The 18,779-nt window shown below is 48.8% G+C and carries 23 protein-coding genes, 1 tRNA gene and 1 pseudogene; 7 read left to right on the top strand and 18 right to left on the bottom strand.

The features are described 5' to 3' along the window. Window positions 1-9 precede the first annotated feature (9 nt). On the bottom strand, window positions 10-1,461 hold the full coding sequence (locus tag B5F54_RS00195; RefSeq protein ID WP_087228816.1) for an aminotransferase class I/II-fold pyridoxal phosphate-dependent enzyme: 1,452 nt from the start codon (window positions 1,459-1,461) through the stop codon (window positions 10-12). A 1,092-nt stretch (window positions 1,462-2,553) separates the two neighbouring features. Here B5F54_RS00195 and B5F54_RS00190 point away from each other — a divergent pair. Then, entirely contained in the window at window positions 2,554-2,919 is a 366-nt protein-coding gene (locus B5F54_RS00190; RefSeq protein ID WP_087228813.1) for a NusG domain II-containing protein, read from the top strand. A gap of 14 nt (window positions 2,920-2,933) precedes the next feature. Beyond that, the gene (locus tag B5F54_RS00185; RefSeq protein ID WP_087229548.1) at window positions 2,934-3,443 is read left to right on the top strand and encodes a Gx transporter family protein; all 510 of its coding nucleotides are present in this window, start codon (window positions 2,934-2,936) and stop codon (window positions 3,441-3,443) included. A gap of 343 nt (window positions 3,444-3,786) precedes the next feature. On the opposite strand, the gene B5F54_RS00180 is transcribed toward B5F54_RS00185, so the two are convergent. From B5F54_RS00180 to B5F54_RS00105, 17 genes and pseudogenes are all read right to left on the bottom strand, one after another. Next, window positions 3,787-3,873 (bottom strand) — tRNA-Leu (locus B5F54_RS00180). A gap of 121 nt (window positions 3,874-3,994) precedes the next feature. Then, window positions 3,995-4,831, bottom strand: coding sequence for a deoxyribonuclease IV (locus B5F54_RS00175; RefSeq protein WP_087228810.1), 837 nt, complete (start codon window positions 4,829-4,831; stop codon window positions 3,995-3,997). Window positions 4,832-5,083: 252 nt separating this feature from the next. Continuing rightward, window positions 5,084-5,311: a DUF6514 family protein gene (locus B5F54_RS17225; protein ID WP_140400293.1), complete on the bottom strand. Its 228-nt coding sequence runs from the start codon at window positions 5,309-5,311 to the stop codon at window positions 5,084-5,086. After that, window positions 5,289-5,528 (bottom strand): helix-turn-helix transcriptional regulator, encoded by a 240-nt coding sequence (locus tag B5F54_RS00170; protein WP_087228807.1) that lies wholly within the window; start codon window positions 5,526-5,528, stop codon window positions 5,289-5,291. The genes B5F54_RS17225 and B5F54_RS00170 overlap by 23 nt, the downstream gene beginning before the upstream one ends. Before the next feature lie 338 nt (window positions 5,529-5,866). Further along, window positions 5,867-6,085: pseudogene (locus B5F54_RS18360) on the bottom strand (winged helix-turn-helix domain-containing protein); the annotation flags it as partial. A gap of 269 nt (window positions 6,086-6,354) precedes the next feature. Beyond that, the gene (locus B5F54_RS00160; RefSeq protein ID WP_087228804.1) at window positions 6,355-6,996 is read right to left on the bottom strand and encodes a flavodoxin family protein; all 642 of its coding nucleotides are present in this window, start codon (window positions 6,994-6,996) and stop codon (window positions 6,355-6,357) included. Then, entirely contained in the window at window positions 6,993-7,907 is a 915-nt protein-coding gene (locus B5F54_RS00155) for a prolyl oligopeptidase family serine peptidase (protein ID WP_242969598.1), read from the bottom strand. The genes B5F54_RS00160 and B5F54_RS00155 overlap by 4 nt, the downstream gene beginning before the upstream one ends. Beyond that, entirely contained in the window at window positions 7,904-8,209 is a 306-nt protein-coding gene (locus tag B5F54_RS00150; RefSeq protein WP_087228801.1) for a hypothetical protein, read from the bottom strand. Before B5F54_RS00150 ends, B5F54_RS00155 begins: the two co-directional genes overlap by 4 nt. 92 nt (window positions 8,210-8,301) lie before the next feature. After that, entirely contained in the window at window positions 8,302-9,210 is a 909-nt protein-coding gene (locus tag B5F54_RS00145) for an MATE family efflux transporter (RefSeq protein ID WP_087228798.1), read from the bottom strand. Next, a complete protein-coding gene (locus tag B5F54_RS00140) occupies window positions 9,173-9,664 on the bottom strand; it encodes an MATE family efflux transporter (protein WP_195560693.1) in 492 nt (163 codons plus the stop codon). Before B5F54_RS00140 ends, B5F54_RS00145 begins: the two co-directional genes overlap by 38 nt. Window positions 9,665-9,759: 95 nt before the next feature. Continuing rightward, on the bottom strand, window positions 9,760-11,199 hold the full coding sequence (locus B5F54_RS00135; protein WP_140400292.1) for an alpha/beta hydrolase fold domain-containing protein: 1,440 nt from the start codon (window positions 11,197-11,199) through the stop codon (window positions 9,760-9,762). After that, a complete protein-coding gene (locus B5F54_RS00130; RefSeq protein ID WP_191395319.1) occupies window positions 11,172-11,825 on the bottom strand; it encodes a flavodoxin in 654 nt (217 codons plus the stop codon). Before B5F54_RS00130 ends, B5F54_RS00135 begins: the two co-directional genes overlap by 28 nt. A gap of 501 nt (window positions 11,826-12,326) precedes the next feature. After that, window positions 12,327-13,358 carry an alpha/beta hydrolase gene (locus tag B5F54_RS00125; protein WP_087229537.1) on the bottom strand — a complete coding sequence of 344 codons (1,032 nt, stop codon included), beginning with the start codon at window positions 13,356-13,358 and terminating at the stop codon, window positions 12,327-12,329. A 119-nt stretch (window positions 13,359-13,477) separates the two neighbouring features. Continuing rightward, window positions 13,478-13,711: a hypothetical protein gene (locus B5F54_RS17220; RefSeq protein WP_140400291.1), complete on the bottom strand. Its 234-nt coding sequence runs from the start codon at window positions 13,709-13,711 to the stop codon at window positions 13,478-13,480. 30 nt (window positions 13,712-13,741) lie between these two features. Beyond that, entirely contained in the window at window positions 13,742-15,328 is a 1,587-nt protein-coding gene (locus tag B5F54_RS00120; RefSeq protein ID WP_087228790.1) for a recombinase family protein, read from the bottom strand. Beyond that, window positions 15,325-15,672 (bottom strand): helix-turn-helix domain-containing protein, encoded by a 348-nt coding sequence (locus B5F54_RS00115; protein ID WP_330396765.1) that lies wholly within the window; start codon window positions 15,670-15,672, stop codon window positions 15,325-15,327. The genes B5F54_RS00120 and B5F54_RS00115 overlap by 4 nt, the downstream gene beginning before the upstream one ends. 315 nt (window positions 15,673-15,987) lie before the next feature. Further along, window positions 15,988-16,689, bottom strand: coding sequence for a helix-turn-helix domain-containing protein (locus B5F54_RS00105; protein WP_087228781.1), 702 nt, complete (start codon window positions 16,687-16,689; stop codon window positions 15,988-15,990). Window positions 16,690-16,881: 192 nt separating this feature from the next. On the opposite strand from B5F54_RS00105, the gene B5F54_RS18225 reads away from it, so the two are divergent. The 5 genes from B5F54_RS18225 to B5F54_RS00085 all read left to right on the top strand — a co-directional run bounded on the left by B5F54_RS18225 (window position 16,882) and on the right by B5F54_RS00085 (window position 18,766). Continuing rightward, entirely contained in the window at window positions 16,882-17,007 is a 126-nt protein-coding gene (locus B5F54_RS18225; RefSeq protein ID WP_275532218.1) for a hypothetical protein, read from the top strand. Continuing rightward, window positions 16,979-17,293 carry a cysteine-rich VLP protein gene (locus tag B5F54_RS00100; RefSeq protein ID WP_242969608.1) on the top strand — a complete coding sequence of 105 codons (315 nt, stop codon included), beginning with the start codon at window positions 16,979-16,981 and terminating at the stop codon, window positions 17,291-17,293. Before B5F54_RS18225 ends, B5F54_RS00100 begins: the two co-directional genes overlap by 29 nt. Window positions 17,294-17,409: 116 nt before the next feature. Beyond that, on the top strand, window positions 17,410-17,808 hold the full coding sequence (locus B5F54_RS00095; protein WP_087228776.1) for a replication initiator protein A: 399 nt from the start codon (window positions 17,410-17,412) through the stop codon (window positions 17,806-17,808). Between the two features lie 319 nt (window positions 17,809-18,127). Continuing rightward, the gene (locus B5F54_RS17470; RefSeq protein WP_172749471.1) at window positions 18,128-18,301 is read left to right on the top strand and encodes a hypothetical protein; all 174 of its coding nucleotides are present in this window, start codon (window positions 18,128-18,130) and stop codon (window positions 18,299-18,301) included. Window positions 18,302-18,550: 249 nt separating this feature from the next. After that, window positions 18,551-18,766 (top strand): helix-turn-helix domain-containing protein, encoded by a 216-nt coding sequence (locus B5F54_RS00085; RefSeq protein ID WP_087228773.1) that lies wholly within the window; start codon window positions 18,551-18,553, stop codon window positions 18,764-18,766. The last annotated feature ends 13 nt before the right edge of the window (window positions 18,767-18,779 follow it).

The following is an 18,779-nucleotide window of genomic DNA, read 5'->3' as shown; positions in this document are numbered from 1 at the left end:
TGCATACGATCACTCCTTCAATACATACAGATGGGAGATATCCGAACTAGCCGGCCCCTGCATCGAACAGCCTTTTTCCTTTGCAAATTCGATGTAGTCGATGATCTCCTGGGTGATGACCTCGCCAGGAGCCAAGATGGGGATGCCCGGCGGGTAACACATCACAAATTCGCTGCAAATGCGCCCGGCTGTCTCGTCGATGGGTAGGCATTCCTTTTCCGCATAAAATGCCCGCTGTGGCGTGGCTGCCACCGTGGGGGAGATATACTCTGAGGTGAAAATATTTGTCTCCGGCTTTGCGTAAAGCCGCTTGATATCGGCCAGCGCACCGACCAGACGCTCGATGTCCTGAATGCGGTCGCCAATCGATATGTAGGCCAACATGTTGGACAGGTCGCCGAATTCGACCTGAATGTCGTATTCATCGCGCAGCAAATCGTATACCTCAATGCCGGTCAATCCGATGCCGCGGGTGTAAACGGCCAATTTGGTTACATCAAAATCGAAGATGCTGCCGCCATTAATTAATTCCGAGCCATAGGCATAGTATCCACCGATTTCATTGATCTCGCGCCGGGCGTACTCGGCCATGTCGACCACGCGGGAAAAGCTCTCGGCACCGCGCAGCGCGAGGTTGCGGCGGGAAATGTCGAGGCTTGCCATCAACAGATATGAGGCGCTTGTCGTTTGGGTCAAGTTGATAACGCTGCTGACATATCCAGCATCGACATTTGGTCCAAGGAGCAAAAGCGAACTCTGCGTCAGGCTCCCGCCGGATTTATGCATGGAGATGGCGGCCATATCAGCGCCCACGCGCATGGCGGGGCGGGGTAACCCGGGGCCAAAATACAGATGGGTACCGTGCGCTTCATCAACCAGTGCCAGCATGTTGTGTTCGTGGGCCAGATCGACCAGCGTTTTTAGGTCGGAGCAGATGCCGTAATAAGTGGGATTGTTGATAAAAACGGCCACCGCATCGGGATTTGCCTCCATTGCTGCGCGCACGTCCTCGACTTCCATGCCCAGAGGGATGCCCAACCGTTTGTCGACTTTGGGATCAATATACACAGGGGTTGCCCCACACAGCACCAGTGCATTAATGGCGCTTTTGTGGACGTTGCGCGGCAGGATGATCTTGTCGCCGGGCTTGCAAGCAGCCAGCACCATCCCCTGCACAGAGGAAGTCGTACCGCCCACCATCAAGAAAGCATGTGCCGCATCAAAGGCGTCGGCGGCCAGTTCTTCGGCTTTGCGGATGACGGACACCGGGTGGCATAGGTTGTCTAGCGGTTTCATCGAGTTGACATCGATACTGACACACTTCTCGCCCAGCAGTTGTACAAGTTCGGGATTGCCGCGGCCGCGCTTGTGGCCTGGCACGTCAAATGGCACTACACGTTGACGCCGGAAGCGCTCAAGCGCAGTATAGATCGGCGCCTGCTTTTGGCGTTCCTTGTCCAATGTTCATTCCTCCTGTATCTATCCTTACAGTATCCCGCAAAATGGCAAAAGAAAAAGCAGACAGTGCCCGCCACACGCGACAAGCACTGCCTGCGAAACGATCTATAGGACAGAACAAGCCCCCTTACCATTGCGCGCAAGGCGCACAGGGGGATTTTAGTATCCGGCTGCCTGATCCGTACACTTCAGAGTTTCCGGCGCGCACTAAAGAGGCGCGGCCTTAGCAAATATACTTTACCTACTCTTATTGACGTTTCACAAGTGGTGTGCGATCGCACGGGAAAGAAAGGACCAACTTATAAAATTTGAACCCTGAAAGGTCCATCAATAATTGCGGTGCATTACACCGCACGCGGCAACGGCCAGCCCTGTCCGATGAGCTTTAGGTGGGATTCCCGCCCGGCCAAATATATTTGCATGAGAAGTGCCGTGGCAACATCTATGCATAGCACTTTTATTGTAACATAGATTTGGGCAATGTCAACCGTTTTCGGCGTGATGCGCCATAAGAAACCGGAATGCTACACGAAACCAGCCTGCTTGGCGGCTTCTTATGCGCTATGTGGTAAATGAAAATCATAAAACACAACTTTAGGATCTGCTTTTAAGAATTTATATTGGGAGATCACCGCACAAAATGCAAGAAAAAATCCGACTTAGAACACTCTACCCGCTCCCGATAAAGGATGGAATGCCTTTAAAAGAAGGATTAGACATCCCTAGAAAGATGTAGTATTCTATAGTAGGAGCAGCGCATATGGGCAACGCTTGCAAAACCGGCGGCCGGTTGGAATTCCGGCCGCCGCCGTTGTTAGACTGGAAAGGCCCATGGAAGTAGATCCTACCAGTTGTTTCCGCGAGTTTATTTGTGCGTAAATATTTGGTGGGATCAGTTCAAGTGTTTTTATGCGCACTGGGAAGCCTTTTCCCGTGTGGGAAAAAATTGTGCGAAGGCCTTGGGCCCCCATAAATCTGGATTCAAACATGTGCGCTCCTCATTATACCGGTAAAGGTAAAAGGATTCTAACAGAAGGGATCACGGAACGTTTTCCTAACCAAAAGTTGGCAGAGACGGTCCAGGAATTATAAAATATGAAACAGAAAAAATGGCCTTTTTTTGTAGTAGGCATACTTTTGCTGGTTGGGATTGTAGGGAGCATTTTCGTGCTCCAACAACCGGATACCCAAATCGTGGAAATCGTTCAAGATGGGGAAGTGCTCTATCAGTTTGATTTGGAACAGGCCAGCGATCAAACCATCGAGGTGCAATATGAAGGCCGGGTTAATACCATAGAGATCAAAGACCATCGAATCCATATGTTGGCGGCAGAATGCCCCGACCAGACATGTGTGCATATGGGATGGTTGGATTCGTCCGTGCCAATTGTTTGCCTGCCGCACCACCTGGTGATTCAGTTTGCAGAGAATGGGAATGCATTGGATGGAATGGTTGGCTAATGGGGGTGACAGGTTTGAAAGTAAGAAAGTTGACGGAATTGGCGATGCTTACAGCAGTAGCGCTGATTCTTTTTGTTGTGGAACTCCAAATACCAAACCCTTTTCCAATTCCCGGTGTGAAACTGGGGTTGGCAAATATCATCACTGTCTATGCGGTTTACCATTATCGCGTAAGAGAAGTGTTCCTTTTGGTAGTAGCCCGCATTTTATTGGGCTCTTTTTTTGGTGGAGGGATGATGACCCTTATGTACAGTATGGCAGGAGGTTTATTTTGCCTTGTTGGGATGCTGTTGTTAAAGAGGTTCCTTTCAGAAAAGTATATTTGGATTTGTAGCGTGTTGGGCGCTATATTTCACAATATTGGTCAGATGACTGTGGCCTGTATGGTCGCAGGGTGGGGGATATTGTTCTATCTGCCGTTTTTGCTGATTTCTGGATGCTTGGCCGGGGGATTTACAGGGGTGTGCGCACAATTGATTTTACGCAGAACATCTTTAGAAAAGCAAACCCGTCATTTAGATTGATTAGAGATCAAAACAGGAACAATAGGATGTATTTTGGTAGTGTCTAAAGAACATGACCTTAAAAAGTGGAGCGGGGAAAAACTCCAGAGGCTCTTAAGAAGAGTACCAACGGTTTGAAGACAAAATATGGGGGTGTCAAACAAACGGAGTGCAGATCTTAGGATGGCTTAGGGGAGGGGAACCATTTAGGAAAGCATTGGTAAAATCAATCCCTGCAACAACGTTGAGAATCCCTCATCGAATGGGCAATTCTTTCTTCAGGTCTTTTGCCCGAAACGGCCTTAAAACATTATGCATGACAAAAAGCCAAACCTGGGATGCTTCCTGCATCCCAGGTTTGGCTTGGTGCCGCTAACCGGACTTGAACCGGTACGGAATCACTTCCGAAGGATTTTAAGTCCTTTGTGTCTGCCAATTCCACCATAGCGGCAAATAACGGTAATTATTATAGCACAACACTCGCCCAAAAGCAACGGTTTTGTGCCGGCGAGCACGGGCGACAAGGGGGAAAATAGCATCTCCTGAATGGCCCGATGGGAGGGGGAGGCCATTCAGCCCCCTTGAAAAACCTCCTCAAGGAGACGGATTTCTTCGGCATATCCGTTGAGGTCATTTGGTGTTTCCAATTCAAAGGGTAATGTACAAAGCACAGGATGATTGATGATTTTGGTTAGAGCAGGTAATCCAATATGTCCCTGGCCAATTTTGGCGTGCCTGTCCTTATGGCTGCCAAGCGGATTCAGGCTGTCGTTTAGGTGAATTGCACGGAGCCGGCCTAGCCCGATGACCTTCTCAAACTCCTCTAAGACACTCTCAAGATGATCCACTATGTCATATCCAGCGTCAAAGACGTGACAAGTATCCAGGCAGACCCCCATTTTATCCGTGAGTTCTACCCGGTCGAGGATTGCACGGAGCTCTTCAAATGTACGGCCGACTTCACTACCTTTTCCAGCCATCGTTTCCAAAAGGACCGTTGTATGCTGATCTGGGCGGAGAATGCGGTTCAGCCCTTGCGCAATGAGCTGAATCCCTATCTCCGTTCCTTGCTTCACATGGCTTCCCGGATGGAAATTGTAAAGGTTTCCGGGAAGATATTCCATCGTAGCGAGGTCTTCCGTCATAGCTTGGACGGCAAACTCCCGGAGGCCCTCGTCTGCGGAACAGAGGTTGAGGGTATAGGGTGCGTGCGCGACCAATGTAGAAAAATGTTCTTGTTCTGCCAAGTTATTGAATGCAGCGATATCCGCAAAGTTGACCGCTTTTGCTTTGCTGCCGCGCGGATTGCGGGTAAAGTATTGGAAGGTGTTTGCTCCAATGGAAAGGGCCTCCTTTCCCATGTGCAGATATCCCTTTGAAGAGGATAGATGACATCCAATGTTCAACATAGTATTTCCCTCGCTTGATAAAAGTGAATCCAATCTTAATGAAGTCCGTGTGGATACCTGAAATATAAAAAATACGGCCGTCCAAATCGGGTTCATAACAGGAAACATCAAGAGCAGTCCGGCCAGAAGATCCCCTTTGTAGTATATCATAGGGGCCTGTATCTGTTAAGATATACGGCTACAGGAAAATCAAAAATAGCAACACAAAAAAGCCCACAGGGAAATGTGAGCTTAAATGGACGCACAATCCTGTCAGATTGAATCGAAAAGGACATCTAATAGATGGTCGGGGCTTAATTGTCCTCTCGTACAGCGTTGAGCAAGCGCAGTTACGAAAGATGGATCTGTGGAAACATCTGAAAAGAAGCTTTTACGTTCCCAGCCTTTTTCTGTATATTGGAAGACGGCAATACCAAAAGAACGGTAATGTCCAATAAAAGGGGAAAAGAGAAATTCTTCAGAAGGAACGTATCGATACATGGGCATTTGCTTCCTCCAGATAATCTTTGATATCCAAGTCGAAGAAATAGACAAGGCGAAGAAAAATTTCTGTACCAGGCAAAATGTCCCCTTTTTCGATCTTCTGATATTCGCGTAATGAAATGAAGACAGCATCAGCGGCTTGCTGTTGCGTTAACTTGCGGTCGTCCGTTCGTGCGTGAAAGATATCGTGGGAAAGACGCTTTTTAAGAGACATGAATATTCCTCCTCAAAAAGAAGAATATTCCAGTCTGCTCGATAAGGCGACGAATGATTATTCATATTGTGAAAGATGTAAAATTACATCACTAGATTTTTGTGAAATATCGAATAAAGAAAGATTTATACAAAAAATATTTGTAAAAATTAAAAATATTTATGTTTATAAAGTAAACAATTGAAAAATTACTTACAGATCTTTGAATGAAACGATTTAGAAAGTAACAAACGTGTTCGAAATGCAAAAGATTCTATGAACCATTAAGTTAGGTCTTTATGGTGGAGAGTAGGGCTTCAAATTCGAACCGAGAGCCGCAGAAAAACGTCCGCCACCGCCTATCTCACTTCTAAGCTGTAGCCAATGCCGCGGACACTTCGGATATAGAAATCGGAGGCGTTGCCCAAATTCAATTTACAGCGGACTCTATATACATGGTGGTTGACAATCTCCCGGCCCGTTCCATAATCTGGTTCTTTCCGTATGTGCTCATAGATTTGGATAAACGTAAGGACTCGGCCAGTGTTTTGAGTAAGGCATGGAAAGATATCGGATGCTCTCCTTGATAAGGATCACGTCAGAATCACTTGGATATACACAGCACAGCGTTCAGATTGGTGTATGGTGAGATCCGTGATAACACAGATTTTGGCATCCATCCTCCGTTAGGCTTTGGACATCTACATCATGAAATGCAAACAGTGAAAGCCGAATGGCAGAAGAGGTACCGAGATCATCTTATATGGGTTTTCTTCGCATTTTTATCATTGGCTAAAAAGATATGCCGCATTATAAGCACACATCGATAATGGTTTATCTATTTTTTCTATCCAGCATTATGACGAATAACGCCCGTAAACACAGGAGTTTCTTGTGGCGGCAGAGGAATCATTTTACTGCCAATCTCCTTGCATTTCAGGAAATATGCCATATTGTGCCCCAGGATTCGCATGGTCTGCATTCCTTCCAGATCCTGTTTTACTTCTTCTGGCGTCGTGCCATGCACCATATTCCAATAACGGGAAGTGATGATGGGCATCTGCATCAGGCCAAAATATTTGTTTATCTGATCCCAGGTGGCAGTAGTACCAGCCCTTCTGGCCGATATGACCGCTGCTGCAGGTTTCAGGTAAAACCGGTTGGCGCCTCCGTTCAGATCGGCATAGAACGCTCTGTCTAGGAAAGATGTAATTTCGCCGGCTGCGGCGGCGAAATGCACCGGTGTGCCAAAAACAAATCCGTCGTAATCGCCTGCCAGATCAAGAAAATCATTGACGGTATCCTGCATCACGCAGTGATGCAACCGATCGCATTGATGGCAGGCAATGCAGCCGGAAAAGGGGGGATTGCCGATCCAAAAAACATCCGTATCAATACCGTTTTGGTTCAGCGAGCTGGACACTTCACATAGCGCTGTATAGGTGCAGCCCTCCCTGTGGGGGCTTCCATTGATAAGCAAAACTTTCATTTCTGTGTGTTTCCTCCTTTTTGATGGTTGGTCACCCACTCTAAAATCTCTGTCTCGTCAAATACCAGATTGCCTCCGCCGTGGTAGTTCCCGGTGACGCCACGCTGGGCAAACCAATTGTTATCCGGGGTTTGGATTTGCAGGACAATATCGATCTCATTCCATCCAGCTTCTACATAAGCGTCACGGAGGCTGTTGTAAGCGCTCCAGGCCCGTTCAGAGCCATAATATTCGTCGTTCTGTGCCATGAAAATATAAACCGCTACGCCATTTTCTGCGATAGGGGCATATTCTCCGTCCCATTGGGATGCGCCGTGTAGATATGCCGCATACAGATCCGGGCGCATGGAGACAGCCTGGGACATGGTTTCCCCGCCTGCAGAATATCCGGCTGCATAAACACGGGTTTTATCCACAGAAAAATGATCGATAAAGTATTCTGTCAGCTCAATGGCCTGCTGTGCCGAAGTATCGTGCCAATCTGTGAGCTGGGCAGAGACGACAATCATATCCTCTGGAAGTTCTGTCCAGCATAAAAAGCCTCTCCAATTCAAATTAGAGCCGGAGGATTCTTCCCCGAACCACATCATGTCGTACCCTGGCATGACCATCATCAGGGGATATTCCTGGCGCTCATTGTAGCCGTGGGGAAGGTAATAGCTGTAATGGATCGTCCCTGTTTCGCCCTCCAGAATCTGCTCCGGGATGATCCCTGTCTGTACCGGCAGCTCCGTAGGAAGCGCCATGTCCGGCTCATCGGGAACGTCCGCCTGGGAGGTTTCCTGCAGGGTTTCACTATCCGATGCTGAACTTACGTCGGGCAATGATTGGGGTTTGGCAGCGCAGCTACTGAGAATCGCTAAAAAGGCTATGCCACACAAAAGCAGGCAAAAGGGAAAATGCGTGTTCATTGGCAGGACACCTCCTTGGTGGCCTGCCTCAGGCATTTTTGCACATCCATCTCACCGGTGATCAACTGGTTTCCACCTGCGGAATTGGAACGAATCGCCCCTTCGTAGCAAATCTTTGCGCCCTTATAGGCGGCCTTCCAATCCTTCAGCGCATAGCCTGTCCATCCTTCGTGGGCCTGGAAGGGGATCACCGTCTTGTCTATCCAATCGTGTTTCGAGGGGAAGGTAGCCACAGTGTGCCACCGGATAGGGGCCCCAACAACAGAAACAATGGGATCTTTTCCTAAAATGTGTGTCTTCATCTTGTATACCACTTTCTTTCCTTTGCATCTATTGTAATTCCGTACAGAGGAGCGCAGAAGTCTCCGTTTGTTATGCGGTAGAAACCAAAAGGTTACATGCACGGCTTTCCTTTGGCGTTCAATCCCCGGAAGGTGTGGGAGTACATCCCCAGGGATACCGGCAGCATAATAATCTCCACCACAAGCTGAGTCCAGATCATACCATATAGACCAAAGACCAAGTCCATTACGATCAACATCGGAATATTGAGCAACCCCTGGCGGCAAGAAGTAAGGATCGCAGACTGTATGCCTTTCCCCATGGCTTGTAATGTGTAGCTGATGAGAAAGTTCACGCTCGTTAGCGGCACCGCCAGGCAGGCAATCCGCAAAAAGGAAGCGCCCAAGGTGCTGGTCTGTGTCTCCGGGATAAAGAGATGCAGGATCTGCGGCGCAAAGATGGCAAAGCAGGCGATGAAACAGGCGGACATCACTAGGGCTATCTTCCAGGAGAAAATGGACACCTTGCGCATCCGCCCATAATCCTTGGAAGCAAAATTATACCCCACCAGCGGCATAAAGCCCTGGCACAGCCCCATAGAAACATTCAGAGGGAACTGATCGATGCGCTTCACAACACCATAGGCAGCCACGGGGATGTCACCGTAACCGGAGGCAAGATGGACCATTACCATATTGGAAGCGTTGCCCAGAGTGGTCGCTAAAGCCGATGCCAGCCCTACGGAGAAGACAGGTCGTACAAAGCGGAATGTAAAGTGCCGAGGATTCAAAGAAATGGCAGTCTTGTCCTTCAGCCGGATATACTGGATGATGAAGAACGCCACCGAGACAGTGTTGGAAAGCGCCGTGGCGATAGCGGCTCCCGCCACATCCAGATGGAATGCAAAGATAAAAACTGGGTCCAGCACCACGTTGAGGATGCCGCCGAACATCATGCCGGCACTGGCCTGTTTCGCATGTCCTTCACTGCGCAGCAGATGGCCGAGGGCCAGGTTCACCATGGTTGGCACGCCGCCCAGAACCACTACCCACAGGAGATACTCTTGGGCGTATCCATAGGTATCCGGGCTTGCTCCCAGAAAATTTAATAGGGGGAACCCGCGCAAGCCAGGTGGCCAGGGAAAAGAGAAGTGTCACAGCCGTCCCGCCCCAAATACTGAATACGGAAACATATTTGATGTCCTCGTGGTTTTGCGCCCCCATCATCCGGGAGATCAGGCTGCTGCCGCCCAGGCCGAACAGGTTTCCCAGAGCAGTCAGCAGGTTGAACCAGGGCGATACCAGCGAAACAGCGGCAACCATCAGCGGGTCACCGATCTGTCCCACAAAGAAGGTATCCGCCAGGTTGTAAATCATCGTGACCACCTGGCTGATGATGGTGGGGATGGCCAAAGTCGCTACCGCTTTGGGAACCGGCATTGCTTCAAACAGGTATTTTTCCGCGTCTTCCTCCATTGCTTTCATTGCTTCCTTTCAAAAATAAGCAGGTCCCTCCTGAGAACGGAGAAACCTGCCGATATAGAACAGGCGGGATAAGCCGCTCTGGGTGGTCAGTTGTCTGCGAAGATGGCGCTTAACCATTGGTCATAGGTGGGAATCCAATCCCCGCTGGCTCCAAAGCCATGGGGCATTCCATCAAGCTGCAGCCGTTCTACCGCTACACCCGCTTCCTCCGCTGCGTCTGCATTAGCTAAAAACTGTTTGTAGAATGGGTCACGTGTCCCATAGCAATAGAAGGTGGGGGGCAGATTGCCGGAGTGCAGCAGCTCCACGTCGGTGGTGCCCACACTTAGGCGCCCATAGAAAGAGTAAATCATGCCGCAGGCCGCGGCGTCAGCAGAAACGCTGTCCAGTTCATCCGGCTGATACTTGGGATCAAAAGTAGCTGGGTTTACATCTTCATCAAAATTCAGCAGCATATCCCCGCTTAAGATCCCGCCCGCTGAAAAGCCCATAACGGCAATGTCCCGTGGGTCAATACGGTATTCCTCTGCATGGGAGCGGACAAACCGCACGGCTCTGGCCAGGTCAAGCGCGCCTTCTTGCTGGGTATAGGGCCGCAGGCGGTAGTCTACCACAAAGCTCTGATAGCCCAAAGCACTGAGCGCTTCTGCAACATCGCTTCCTTCCGGCTGATCGCTGCGAAACTGGAATGCCCCGCCGGGGCAGACGAGTATAGCGCCTTTTACATCCACACCGTTCGGGACGGGAAAGCTGGTGATGTATGGCCGGAAGTCCGGGCCATCGGAATAACCGCCGTTGTTGACGGTATACTCTGTTTGCGCCGGGGCATTGCCTTCCTCCCACAGATACAGAACCTGCGGTTCCTTAGGTGTGACGGCGGCAGTTGCCACTGTATTGGCAGGGGTATTTTCCGGCACAGCGGCAACACGGTTCAGTCCAAGGCTTTCCGCCCAGGCTCGGATTGCATCTTTTGTCATATCAGGCGATACCATCAAGACATCATTTCCCATCAAAGCCCCCGGCTGAAGCTGTGAGATGGAGGAGTACAAGCCGGCAGAGGAAATCACATCTTCGTCACTGCCTCCCAGAACAAAGGGGTAGATGGTACGTGCGCCAAAATCATGGCGCTGGAGGAATGCCTCTACTGTTTGGGGGAGTGTATCCCCATCTGGCGCAAACCCCAGCAACACATATTCATACGCATCTGCATGAAGCCCGCTGTCATCCTCTATTTCCTGTAAATCGCCGGAGAGCGCGTCCGCCAGAATATCTGCTGCCTGCGCCACCGTCTCCTGTGCGGGATCGTAAGCAATTAGAATGCTGTTGCCGCTTGGTTTCGTATTGTCATCGTCTGAACGCTCGGTTTGTGAAGAGCTGTTGCCCATATCTAGCGCAAAGTGTCCGGCATCCTCAGACCCGCAGGCGCAGAGGGAAAGCAGAAGCGCCATGGCCGAGAGTATGGATAAAAGCCGTTTCATAGCCAACGCCTTTCCGTCTGTCAGGACAGGTTCAGGCTGTCGAGCCACTCCTGCACATCCGCTTCGCTGACATTGGAGGAGAAACGCTGACCTTCCTGCCAATCGCCTGTGCCAGCCAGCTCGGCCAACAGCTCACCGCTCTCCCCAATACCGGAGCTGGAAGAGGTGCAGAAGGGAATCACGGTTTTGCCAGTGAAATCGTTGGCCTCCACAAATCCATCCACCGGCCACGCGGCGATGCCCCACCAGATGGGGTAGCCGATAAACACAGTGTCATAACTGTCCCAATTGTCCACAGTGTCGGCTACCAGTTCAATATCCCGCAAGGATTCGTCATCATGTTCCTGGTTTACACGGCTGCCATCCACTGTCCAGTTCAGATCATCATCGGTATAAGGATCGGTGGGTTCCAGCTGAAACAAATCGCCTCCGGTGATGTCAGCAATATAGTCCGCCGCTTGTTCCGTGTTGCCGGTGGCAGAGAAATAAACTACCAGAGTGCTGCCGTTTTCCCCCTCAGTTCCTTCAGAGTTTTCCGGCTGAGAAGAAGGCGTTTCGTTCTCTGCCGGCACTTCACTGGGAACAGAGGGGGTGGAGGAAGGCGTACCACTGTTGCAGGCGGCAAGGCCCAATATCATGGCCAAGCTTAAAAACAATGCGGTTAATTTTTTCATATGGATCGTTCCTTTCTTTGTCAAAGAATTTTATTTATAGAATTCCTGGATGATTGCCAGGATTTTCTTATGAGCCATAGGCTTGTAGTTACCCTAGGAGAAGCCAGGAATCTACGTTCTCTTTTGGCTGTCCCTTGCCCACGCCTGACTCTTTGAAAGTGGTAGGGTGGCCAAGCCTTTTGATAAAATCGGCCGGAGCGTCGAGGCCAGCCAGAGGAGCTCCTCATCAGATTTCCCATCGCAGGCGATCCCCCTACATTTTCGGCGAAGCGGACGAATTTGGGAAGCCTTTCTTTATAGATGTACCGCTAATATATCGGAAGGCCTTCTGCTAGGCCGCCGCCATAGGGCAAGCAAAATGGCATGGGCATTTTGCGCCAGGCTGTCCATATGCTCTTTTGCACAACCCTTGCTGAAATAACCCCTTTTGTGTTTTAGAAAATAACGTTGTTCGTGATCATACATTTTTTCTATAAGATGTTTGTTATATCCATAGGATGCTTACCTTTGCGCTTCCCAAAAGGCAACCGCTTCGTCCAACCATCCCTCCGCCACCGTACCGGTTCCCAGGCCGAAGCCATGAGGCAGTCCGGGATAGTGGTGAAACTCCGTTGGAATGCCCAGAGCACTCATAGCGTCCAGGCGGCGCTGCATGGTACGCCAGTTGGCGATGCCATCGTTTTCGCCGGCGCAGGCAAAGGTGGGTGGATCATTTTCTGTGTAGTCGCTGTGGCCGGTGTACTGCATAATCACTGCACCCGGCTGAGGGAGATCGTCCCCGCCAAAAGCTGCCGGGCCGTAAGAGCCAAGCCAAGCCGCCATCCGCGCCCCTGCAGAACCGCCCCAAAGGGAATAGCAATCGGTGTCTACTTCCAGTTCTTCTGCGTTTTCAAAGATAAAGCTGATTGCCCGCGCCAGATCTTCGCAGGCTGTTTGATCCCCAGGGCGGTAGATGAGGGCAAAGGCGTTATAGCCCTGCTTAGATAATTCCAGCGCATGGGGAAAACTATCTTGCATGGCGCCTACATAGGCAAATCCGCCTCCAGCATTGCACACGGCAAACTTTTCTCCCGGCTCACCCTTAAAGAAGAACAACCCGGTGTTCTCCTTTTCGGGGTCTGCCAATTTTTCTTCTTCGGTGTAAATATCGTAGAAAACCGTTTCACCCGCATCGGCCCGTTTCCACAAAGTATTGACGATCTCCACTGTTTCTGCCGGATCGATGTTGTGATACCAGGTCAACTGCAAATCTCCAAGGGTGCTTCCACTCATATACCAATCATCTGTGGGAAACAGCAGGTGGCCATAATTGCCAAACACTGGATCGCTGCGCACCATATCAATCTCTGTATTTTCATCAAAAGGTTCCTGTGTCACATCTGTATCCACATCCGGCACAGAACTTTTTTCTAAGGTTTCCCACTCTTCATTGGGAATAGCGGAAACATCGCGGAGGGTTTTCTCTTCGTTACCACACCCTGTCAGGCAGAGCAGGATACACAAAGCTGACACAAATATTTTCTGTACCTTCATGTCCTTCACCTACCTTTCCTTTTGCTGGTTTTATTATAAAAAAAACGAGACCTCCGCAGAAGTCTCGATTGGTTATTCAGTATTTACCGTTAGGTTAACAGTGGATTTTTCTTTTGATCCTATGCATTTGTGCTGTAAAGATCCATATCCATAATTTGCATTTGAGGATGCTTTTCCAGAGATCCCCTCTGAACAGACCAACATAGTGGTTTCATTTGCATTTCATAAGCATCAGCTTCTCGATGTACAAATTCTGTACAGTCAGTTTGTCCTTCTGAACCAACTTGTGGTGGATAGAAACGGCGCAGAATAATATGGCAACTCTTTTTGTCTGGAAGATCAAAATAAAACACACAGCGCTCCATAAAAGAGGCCATCGCGTTTTATGGCGGATATGGGATAAATTTCAGGGCGATAAAAATAAATCCGAACCCATCGCCTAACGGCACAAGGTTCGGATTTGTACGATGTGGTGGAGCGTCCGCAACCAACGGCGAACACAAATTATGGTTGGCCAGGTCGTCATCTAGGCCCTCCTCAATCTCGTCCAGCAGGATGTCATCAATAACAATCGGCCTATCGCTTCCGTTCAGAATCAGGGTAAAAGTCTCGTCAAACAGATAGATGGCTCGAAGGAAAATATTGATAATGCCCCGTTTCGTATTCTCATCATTCTTATCGCCGTATTTGAGCGCATAGAGGTATGCCCTGATGTCGGGCGCACTCAGCCTGACCTGCTTGTTCATCTCAATGGCCAGCTGTGCTTGCAATTCTTCTTTTTCGCTCTGGCGCTTTTCAATCCGTTCGGTAATCATGTCAGCAGCCTGCCCTTTCTCCAGAGCTTTCCAGAGATTTTCGATGGCAGTATCAGCTTCCTGAATGGCAGCTTTGATGCGTTTGATGGAAACTGTATCCCGGTCGGACTCACAAACTGCGGCTACCGAGGCCGCGATATGTTCAATATTGCTGTCCGTCAGCAGCTTGCGGCATTCCAGCACCACGCGGTTTTCTATCTTTTCTTTGCTGATAACCTTCTTTTTGCATTTGCGCCGTTTGAAATTATTGCAGGCGTAGTAGTGATACGCCTTTCCGGATTTGCCTGTACCGCCATAGCCGGTCATCATCTCACGGCAATAGCCACAAAACAGCTTGGTAGTAAGCAGATATTCCTCCCGACCTCTTGCACGGGCCGGAGCTTTTTTGTTGCGGTCCAGGATATGCTGCACCCGTTCAAAAAGCTCATCCTCCAAAATCCGTGGCATCCCGTCGGGAGTTTCTACCCCTTTGTAGATGTAGTAGCCGATGTAGCGCCTGTTGCGCAGCAGACGGTGCAGACTATTCTTGTTGAACGCTTTTCCCTTGGAGGTTTTGATTTGTCTGGCGTTGAGGGACTGGATAATCTCCGTCACGGTCTTTCCGCTGGCATACTGTTCAAAAATCTCCCGGACGACCGCAGCACCCTCCGGATCAATGTGAAACCGTCGTTCTTCATCCACACGGTAGCCAAGTCCCGGATTGCTGCCGTTGCTCAGGCATTTCTCAGCATTGATGTCCATGCCCCGGCGAATCTTTTGGGAAAGCTCCGCTGAGTAGTATTCAGCCATACTTTCCAAAACGCCTTCCACCAGAATGCCGCTGGCGTCATCGCTGATATTTTCCCGAGCGGAGATGACCCGGACACCGTTCTTTTTCAGCTTTGCCTTGTTGATGGCGCTGTCGTATCGGTTGCGGGCAAAGCGGTCAAGCTGATACACCAGAACGCCCTCAAAGGTATGCTTGTCGCTGTCGGCAATCATCCGTTGGAATTCGGCGCGGCTGTCGGTGGTTCCGCTCTGGGCACGGTCGATATACTCTCCGACAACGAGATAGCCATTGTTTTTAGCATACTCATAACAGGTATGGAGCTGTCCTTCAATGGATTGCTCAGTCTGGCTATGGCTGGAGTAGCGGGCGTAGATAACAACATTCATTGTTTCGCCTCCCCAAGCATTTGCAGCAGCGTTTCTTTGAGCCGTGCATTCATAGGGGATGTGGGGTCAAAACACATCTCCACAAACTTCTGCATCTGGGGATCACTCTGCTGGATTTTTGGCTTGTACTCATACAGCTTGCCTTGAGGATTGTCCGTTCGTCCGAAGATATAGTCTATAGATACATCGAAGTAATCCGCATATCGGGTAAGTGTTTCAAATGTCGGCGAAGTCTGATTCAGCTCATAGCGGTTCAGGCTGGATTGCTTGACACCGACGATCTCGGCCATTTTTACCTGGGACAGCCTAACACTTTCCCGCAGAAACCGCAATCTTTCTGCCACTTCTTTCAAGAGATACACCCCCCATTTGTCAATATCATTTTATCATATATAAGAATAAACCTCAATCCTTTATCAACATAATTGCAACGATAAACTGCTGTTAGCGCATAGTTTTCAAGTTCCACGTTTTTAAGGAGAGCAAATTGTAGCAAGCAATGCTTGTGGCTATCCACAGCCACAAACTTGCTTGTTGAGGGCAGCGCCCCCAAGCCCCCCTTTAAACGCAGAATTTCATTCTGCGGCTGCGCGTTCTGCGAACGCTTTCTATCTATGTCCCCTCGCATTGACTGCCTATAAATATTGAAACATCGCATGTTACCAAGCGAGACGTTCTTTGTTTGCTTCATAAAGCCGTTCCGGCAGCTTGCGCAGATAAGTATTTAATGTACCAATCGCGTTTTCCATGTGAACTTGGGAAATCAAATCATACTCCACAGAACAATATCCGCACGCATCCAACACTCGTTGGGCTTCTTCCATCTGCTCGAATTTTTCCTCGCGTATTTGTGCCGAAATACTGTCATGGGTGACCTGGTACATATAATAGGCAAACAGGCTTTGTTTGATTTTTTCCATTACAATTTCGAACTCCGTGCTGGTGAGAAAATTGTCCAATACCAATGTATCTTTTGTAAAATACATCTGGGGTTCTTCTTCATTCGTGGAATTGTCTTTGCATCGAACCAATTCTGTGATTGCCCCATCGCACAGACCCAGCTGTTCGGAAATATCATGATATTCCCGTTTGCGAGAATTAGAGAGTCCCAGCAGATACTCCACCGACACATCATAAAAATCCGCAAAAGCGACCAGATACTCGATGCTCATGCTGCGGGTACGGCCATACAAAGAATGGACTGGATCGTTAATTTCATAATTTTTGAGATTCGTATGGCTGATGTTGACGCCACGCTCTGCAAGTTGCTTGGAAAGCTGTTCAAAGGACATCTTTTTTTCTTTGCGCAGATCTTCCAGCCGCTCTTTGGTCAGCGCCATCCGTGCTTCGTCATACAGCATGAGTTTATCCTCCTGTCTATATATAAACTATAATTTATATTCGTGTATTTTTTGAAACTAAAATAATTTGTGGTTGATATACCGCATTAAGGCTTTTTCTACGGTATAATTCAATTACAGTTTATGGTTTACGTTTATTATAAATCATAAACTCCATAAAATCAATTCTCTACATGAAATGGAGGAAAGCGCATGGAAAAATGTCTGCATAAGCGGCAACCGAAAAGCTGGGAGGAAAAACAATTTGCCGATTCAAATGACACCCAAGCAAAGAAGAAAAGCCAATGCGCTGATTCGAAAATCCTGCTGCAATTATAACGGCGGCAATTGTATTGCGCTGGATGATGGCGAGCCCTGTGTCTGTGTACAGAGCATCTCCTATTCTCTGTGTTGCACTTGGTTCCGGGATTGGGTTCTGCCGGGTGCTCCGGCTTTACAAGCTGAAATCACCAGTCCCATAGGATTGAAGCGATGCGCAGAATGTGGTGCGCCGTTTCTGGCAAAATCCAACCGTGCCAAGTATTGTTCCAATTGTGCCCGCAAGGTACACCGCCGTCAGAAAACAGCAAGTGACAGGAAACGGAGGTCGAATACGGACAAATAGAGCTTCCAAAAGCCGGATATATGCTCGGTTTCCAGCCTGGCAATCATGGAGGTGAATAGCAATACCCCTTATCGCTCAGAAATCACGTTCTAATTGTCCGCATGGAGGTACCTGTCATGGCTACAAAACCTTTTTACATTCATCAGAAGCCACCGGCCCAAAGTTTTATACGACTGCCCAATTTTCTGTTTGAGGCACCAAGTTTTTGCTCCTTGTCAAGCGAAGCCAAACTGTTGTATGCGATGATCCTGCGTCGAACGGATTTGTCCCGCAAAAACGGATGGGCCGATGATTATGGCAAAATTTATCTGTATTACCCCATCAACGAGGTGTGTGAGCTGCTGCACTGTGGCCGTCAAAAAGCGGTGGACACGCTGCGGGAACTGCAATATGCAGATCTTGTATCCATCAAAAAACAGGGGTGTGGAAAACCCAACCGTATCTACCCAAAACACTATGAAGCGGTTTCGAACGCCGACTTCAAGAAATCCGGTTACGGAACGCCGGAAGTCTGAATAATGAATTCGACAAGTACAGTAATCCGCTTTCTTGAAGTGCGAAAACCAGACGGTAGATAAAAAGAAAAAGATAAATATACCAAGTTTAATTGGATTCATTCCCTTCCTATCCGAGCTATTTTGTGCGGGCTTTTCCGGTGAAAACCCCGGAAGGGAAGGGATGGGAAAGGAGCTCTATGAGAATATTTTCAGGTTTTGAAATTATCTGTTTCCCCTCTATGTGTGGGAACAATTTTTGGCAGCTGTGCATCGCCGGAAAGGAGTGTGAGATGGGCTGAATTGAGCCGAAAAGGTTTTGCTGTTGGGGCAATACACTATGGCCAGCCAGCAAAAACATCAAAATCCATACGAGATCGAACTGCCACAGTCCATCATTGATTCCTTCGCCCGATTCCTCGCACCCGAAATCCAGAAATTATACGCCAGCGAAGAAGGGCGAAAGGAATTGGAAACATGGAAAAAGAAGTATTCTGATAAAAGTCAGGAGTGAAGCAAAGTTCAAAGATAATATGCAAAGGGATGCCCTGTTTTGGGGCATCCCTTTTTGTTGCAGTAATCAGGAGGAAGGGGGTGTTCCATAGGGGCACGTCGCAGGGTACGTCGCATTCCGCGACGTACCAGTTGGAATCGAAGGTAAGCCAAAATCAAATTGAATATTGAGATATTCAATTATAAATTGAAATCTTTTTCGCGGTATGATAAAATAGTACATAACAAAGGGTAAACAAGGAGGAAGATTATGCCTGTTTCTTATAATAAGCTATGGAAAATTCTCATCGACGAAGGAATGAGCAAAACAGATTTAATCAAAGCCTCGAAAATCACCACGAACGCTATGGCAAAACTGGGAAAAAACGAAGATGTACGCGTAGAAGTACTGGTTAAAATCTGCCGGGCACTGAACTGTACATTGGATGATATTGTAGATATTTTACCGGATGATTCCGTAAAGTGAAGGGAGGAATGGA

The sequence above is a fragment of the Anaeromassilibacillus sp. An250 genome (assembly GCF_002159845.1).
Classification (GTDB): domain Bacteria; phylum Bacillota; class Clostridia; order Oscillospirales; family Acutalibacteraceae; genus Anaeromassilibacillus; species Anaeromassilibacillus stercoravium.
Note: the sequence above shows the minus strand (reverse complement) of the source record. Positions and strands in the feature narration are given on the sequence as shown.

What these genes read in the sequence shown, in the direction of transcription:
- B5F54_RS00105 (WP_087228781.1), bottom strand. Translation starts at nt 16,689, where the DNA reads ATGCTGTATGACGAAGCACGGATGGCGCTGACCAAAGAGCGGCTGGAA.
- B5F54_RS00085 (WP_087228773.1), top strand. Translation starts at nt 18,551, where the DNA reads ATGCCTGTTTCTTATAATAAGCTATGGAAAATTCTCATCGACGAAGGA.
- B5F54_RS17225 (WP_140400293.1), bottom strand. Translation starts at nt 5,311, where the DNA reads ATGTATCGATACGTTCCTTCTGAAGAATTTCTCTTTTCCCCTTTTATT.
- B5F54_RS00125 (WP_087229537.1), bottom strand. Translation starts at nt 13,358, where the DNA reads ATGAAGGTACAGAAAATATTTGTGTCAGCTTTGTGTATCCTGCTCTGC.
- B5F54_RS17470 (WP_172749471.1), top strand. Translation starts at nt 18,128, where the DNA reads ATGGCCAGCCAGCAAAAACATCAAAATCCATACGAGATCGAACTGCCA.
- B5F54_RS18225 (WP_275532218.1), top strand. Translation starts at nt 16,882, where the DNA reads ATGGAAAAATGTCTGCATAAGCGGCAACCGAAAAGCTGGGAGGAAAAA.
- B5F54_RS00095 (WP_087228776.1), top strand. Translation starts at nt 17,410, where the DNA reads ATGGCTACAAAACCTTTTTACATTCATCAGAAGCCACCGGCCCAAAGT.
- B5F54_RS00130 (WP_191395319.1), bottom strand. Translation starts at nt 11,825, where the DNA reads ATGAAAAAATTAACCGCATTGTTTTTAAGCTTGGCCATGATATTGGGC.
- B5F54_RS00160 (WP_087228804.1), bottom strand. Translation starts at nt 6,996, where the DNA reads ATGAAAGTTTTGCTTATCAATGGAAGCCCCCACAGGGAGGGCTGCACC.
- B5F54_RS00175 (WP_087228810.1), bottom strand. Translation starts at nt 4,831, where the DNA reads ATGTTGAACATTGGATGTCATCTATCCTCTTCAAAGGGATATCTGCAC.
- B5F54_RS00170 (WP_087228807.1), bottom strand. Translation starts at nt 5,528, where the DNA reads ATGTCTCTTAAAAAGCGTCTTTCCCACGATATCTTTCACGCACGAACG.
- B5F54_RS00155 (WP_242969598.1), bottom strand. Translation starts at nt 7,907, where the DNA reads ATGAACACGCATTTTCCCTTTTGCCTGCTTTTGTGTGGCATAGCCTTT.
- B5F54_RS00150 (WP_087228801.1), bottom strand. Translation starts at nt 8,209, where the DNA reads ATGAAGACACACATTTTAGGAAAAGATCCCATTGTTTCTGTTGTTGGG.
- B5F54_RS00145 (WP_087228798.1), bottom strand. Translation starts at nt 9,210, where the DNA reads ATGGTGAACCTGGCCCTCGGCCATCTGCTGCGCAGTGAAGGACATGCG.
- B5F54_RS00120 (WP_087228790.1), bottom strand. Translation starts at nt 15,328, where the DNA reads ATGAATGTTGTTATCTACGCCCGCTACTCCAGCCATAGCCAGACTGAG.
- B5F54_RS00190 (WP_087228813.1), top strand. Translation starts at nt 2,554, where the DNA reads ATGAAACAGAAAAAATGGCCTTTTTTTGTAGTAGGCATACTTTTGCTG.
- B5F54_RS00140 (WP_195560693.1), bottom strand. Translation starts at nt 9,664, where the DNA reads ATGGAGGAAGACGCGGAAAAATACCTGTTTGAAGCAATGCCGGTTCCC.